The organism is Psychrobacter sp. (genome assembly GCF_036731945.1).
Lineage (GTDB): Bacteria > Pseudomonadota > Gammaproteobacteria > Pseudomonadales > Moraxellaceae > Psychrobacter.
This window is the reverse complement of the sequence record NZ_DAINDI010000027.1, coordinates 20,620-23,868: the sequence shown is the minus strand read 5'-3', so window position 1 is coordinate 23,868 and position 3,249 is coordinate 20,620. Positions and strand designations below refer to the sequence as shown.

At 44.3% G+C, this 3,249-nt stretch carries 3 protein-coding genes; all 3 read left to right on the top strand.

Annotated features, from left to right (window positions below):
• Nucleotides 1-1,165 (top strand): carboxynorspermidine decarboxylase (locus V7D75_RS07310; RefSeq protein WP_333614029.1); only part of this gene is annotated, 1,165 nt, incomplete at its 5' end.
• Between the two features lie 257 nt (nucleotides 1,166-1,422).
• Entirely contained in the window at nucleotides 1,423-2,694 is a 1,272-nt protein-coding gene (locus V7D75_RS07305) for a saccharopine dehydrogenase family protein (protein ID WP_333614028.1), read from the top strand.
• Nucleotides 2,695-2,991: 297 nt separating this feature from the next.
• Nucleotides 2,992-3,249: hypothetical protein (locus V7D75_RS07300; protein WP_333614027.1), on the top strand; the 258-nt coding region annotated here is incomplete at its 3' end.

The window sequence follows — 3,249 nt, the reverse complement described above, 5'->3', positions numbered from 1 at the left end:
GCCCTATTATCTGCTTGATGAAGCGGCAATCGTTGCCAACATGAAAATTATCGCACGTCTGTGCGAGCTATCTGGCGCCAAAGCCTTGCTCGCGCTCAAATGTTTTGCTACTTGGGGCGTGTTTGATGTCATGCAGCCTTATTTGCATGGTACAACCTCGTCCTCACTTAATGAAGTGCGGTTGGGCTATGAAACCTTTGGTAAAGGTAAAGGCAGTGATAATAAAAAAGAAACCCATGCTTATAGCGTTGGTTATAGCGCCGATGAAATCGATGAAGTATTGAGCTATGCCGATAAAATTATTTTTAATTCTATCTCGCAATTGAGTGCGTTTAAAGCTCAAGCGGGGGCGAAAAACGTTCCAGTTGGGCTGCGCTTAAACCCAAAAACCAGCAACTCGTCTTTTATTATCGCTGATCCTGCGCGTCCCTTTAGCCGTTTGGGTGAGCATGATAAAGATAAGATTACCGCCGTACTTGCTGATATCACAGGCGTCATGATTCATAACAACTGTGAAAATGATAGCTTTGAGGCATTTAGCGCAAGCTTGGCCGATATCGAAGACAGATTTGGTGAGGTGTTGGTGCAGCTTGAATGGGTGAGCTTGGGTGGTGGCATTCACTTTATTGCGCCTGATTATCCACTCGAAAAACTGGCTGATAGATTAAAAGGCTTTAGCGAAAAATATGGCGTGCAAGTCTATCTTGAGCCGGGTGAAGCGAGCATTCACGGTGCGGGCTCATTGGTCACGACCGTCTTAGACACCATGCACAATGAAAAAAATCTTGCTGTCGTCGATGCCTCTATCGAAGCGCATATGCTTGATTTACTGATTTATCGCGAGTCTGCTCCCATTATGTCCATTAATGAAGAATCAATAGATATGATGCCGGTAAATAAAGATCAAAAAGAGGGCGCTGCAGACAACACTATTATTTACGGTCGTTCTTGTTTGGCAGGCGATATTTTTGGTGAGTACGCCTTACCGAGTAATTTGAAAATTGGCGATACCATTGCGCTTGGTAATGCTGCCGGTTATACCATGGTCAAGAAAAACTGGTTTAATGGTGTTAATATGCCGGCGATTGTCATTCGTCGTCTTGATGGCAGTATTGATGTTCAGCGCGAGTTTGATTATCAAGATTATAAGGCCAGCTTGTCTTAATTTTGCTATTAATAATAAGCTGGTAAGATTTGAATAATAAAATTGGATGTCAACTTATCTATTAATTATTGCCGAAAGGTGGGTAAAAATTGTTATAATCGCCGCGGGCAAAAGCAAGTAGCCAAATACTGCTTTGCCCGACGGGTGCGTGGGTTTTCCTCGGTCTTCCTTTTTAATTCACGCATATCATTCACTCGTTTCTGTTTTGACTCGCCACCATCGATGGTATCGACAGGGACACAAAGGAGGATTGTTCATTGAACACAAATCAAACCAACCCTAGCAAAAAAGACGTGCTCATCATCGGTGCAGGCGGTGTGGCGCAAGTGGTCGCGCATAAATGTGCGATGCATAATGATGTGCTCGGCGAGATTCATATTGCCTCACGCACGCAAGATAAATGTGATGCCATCGCCCAAAGTGTCAAAGAAAAGAATAGCTTTAAGCTGCCTGCGGTATTACATACCCATCAAGTCGATGCGATGGATACGCAAGCGCTGATACAGCTGATTGAAGAGACGGGTATTCAAATCCTTATCAATGTCGGTTCGGCATTTGTCAATATGACCGTTTTAGAGGCTTGTATTGAAACAGGCGCGGCTTATATTGATACCGCCATTCATGAAGATCCGCGTAAGATTTGCGAGACGCCGCCATGGTATGACAACTATGAATGGCAGCGTAAACAGCGCTGTGCCGACAAGAACATCACGGCGATTTTGGGCGCAGGGTTTGATCCTGGTGTAGTCAACGCTTATGCGCGTCTTGGCTATGACATGATGGATGCAGGCTCGGTGACGGATATCGATATTATCGATATCAACGCAGGCAGCCACGGTAAGTATTTTGCCACCAACTTTGACCCTGAGATTAATTTCCGTGAGTTCACTGGTACGGTTTATTCTTGGCAAGACAGTAAGTGGCAGTCGAATAAGATGTTTGAAGTCAAACGTACCGATGATTTGCCAGTCGTTGGCGAGCAAAACAGTTACCTAAGTGGTCATGACGAGATTCATTCTTTATCGGCTAACCTAGATGTGCCAAACATCCGCTTTTGGATGGGCTTTGGTGAGCATTATATTAATGTGTTTACTGTGCTCCAAAACCTAGGTCTATTGTCTGAGCAGCCGGTGATGACTGCTGAAGGGCAAGAAGTGATTCCGCTTAAGGTGGTGAAAGCCGTACTGCCGGATCCAAGTTCGCTTGCGCCAAATTATACGGGCAAAACCTGCATCGGTGACAAGGTTAAAGGTAAAATCAACGGCGTTGATACTGAGGTATTTATCTATAATATCTCCGATCATAAAGACGCTTATAACGAAGTCGGTAGCCAAGGTATCTCTTATACTGCAGGCGTGCCACCCGTTGCTGCTGCAATGTTGGTCGCGACGGGCGAGTGGGATGCGGGCAAAATGGTCAACGTTGAAGAGCTTGATGCCAAGCCATTTATCAATCTGCTAAATGCGATTGGTTTGCCAACGCGTATCCAAGACGCCAACGGTGATAGAGCGCTTGAGTTCGATATGTAATATATCTTAAGCCATAAAAAAGCCCGTCTAATTTCTCGATAAGAGCGTTAGGTGGGCTTTTTTATGCAAGAAACTTTATAGTGAATGAAAGTGCCCTTTTTCATTACTTTGGCTTTAACCTTTTTCATTACTTTAGCTTTAAATAGTTTCATACGTATGATTTTCTCTCACGATGCTTTACTACTGACGCTAAGCCTGTATTATCATTGGATAAACACATTCAGCATAATGACATTAGACTAGGGGTAGAATATAGTGAACCTAATACGGACAGTCATATAAAAATAAGGAATATAAATGAGCGACAAACCGAATGACGATGGCTTAAGGGAGGCTGACGACTCAAATAACCCATTAGCAAATGAGCCTAGCGAAAGCTCGCGCCCGCCGTTTGAGCGCAGGCAGTTTGGCGGTACAGAACGCCAATCAAAACCGTTTGATGAAGATGTGCCAATCTCCCGCAGCGATCTGAAAAAAGGGGCACAGGAGCTGTCAGAAAACAGTGTGGCTCATATTAATTGGAGCGTATTGATTGTCTCATCAGTTGTGATTGTG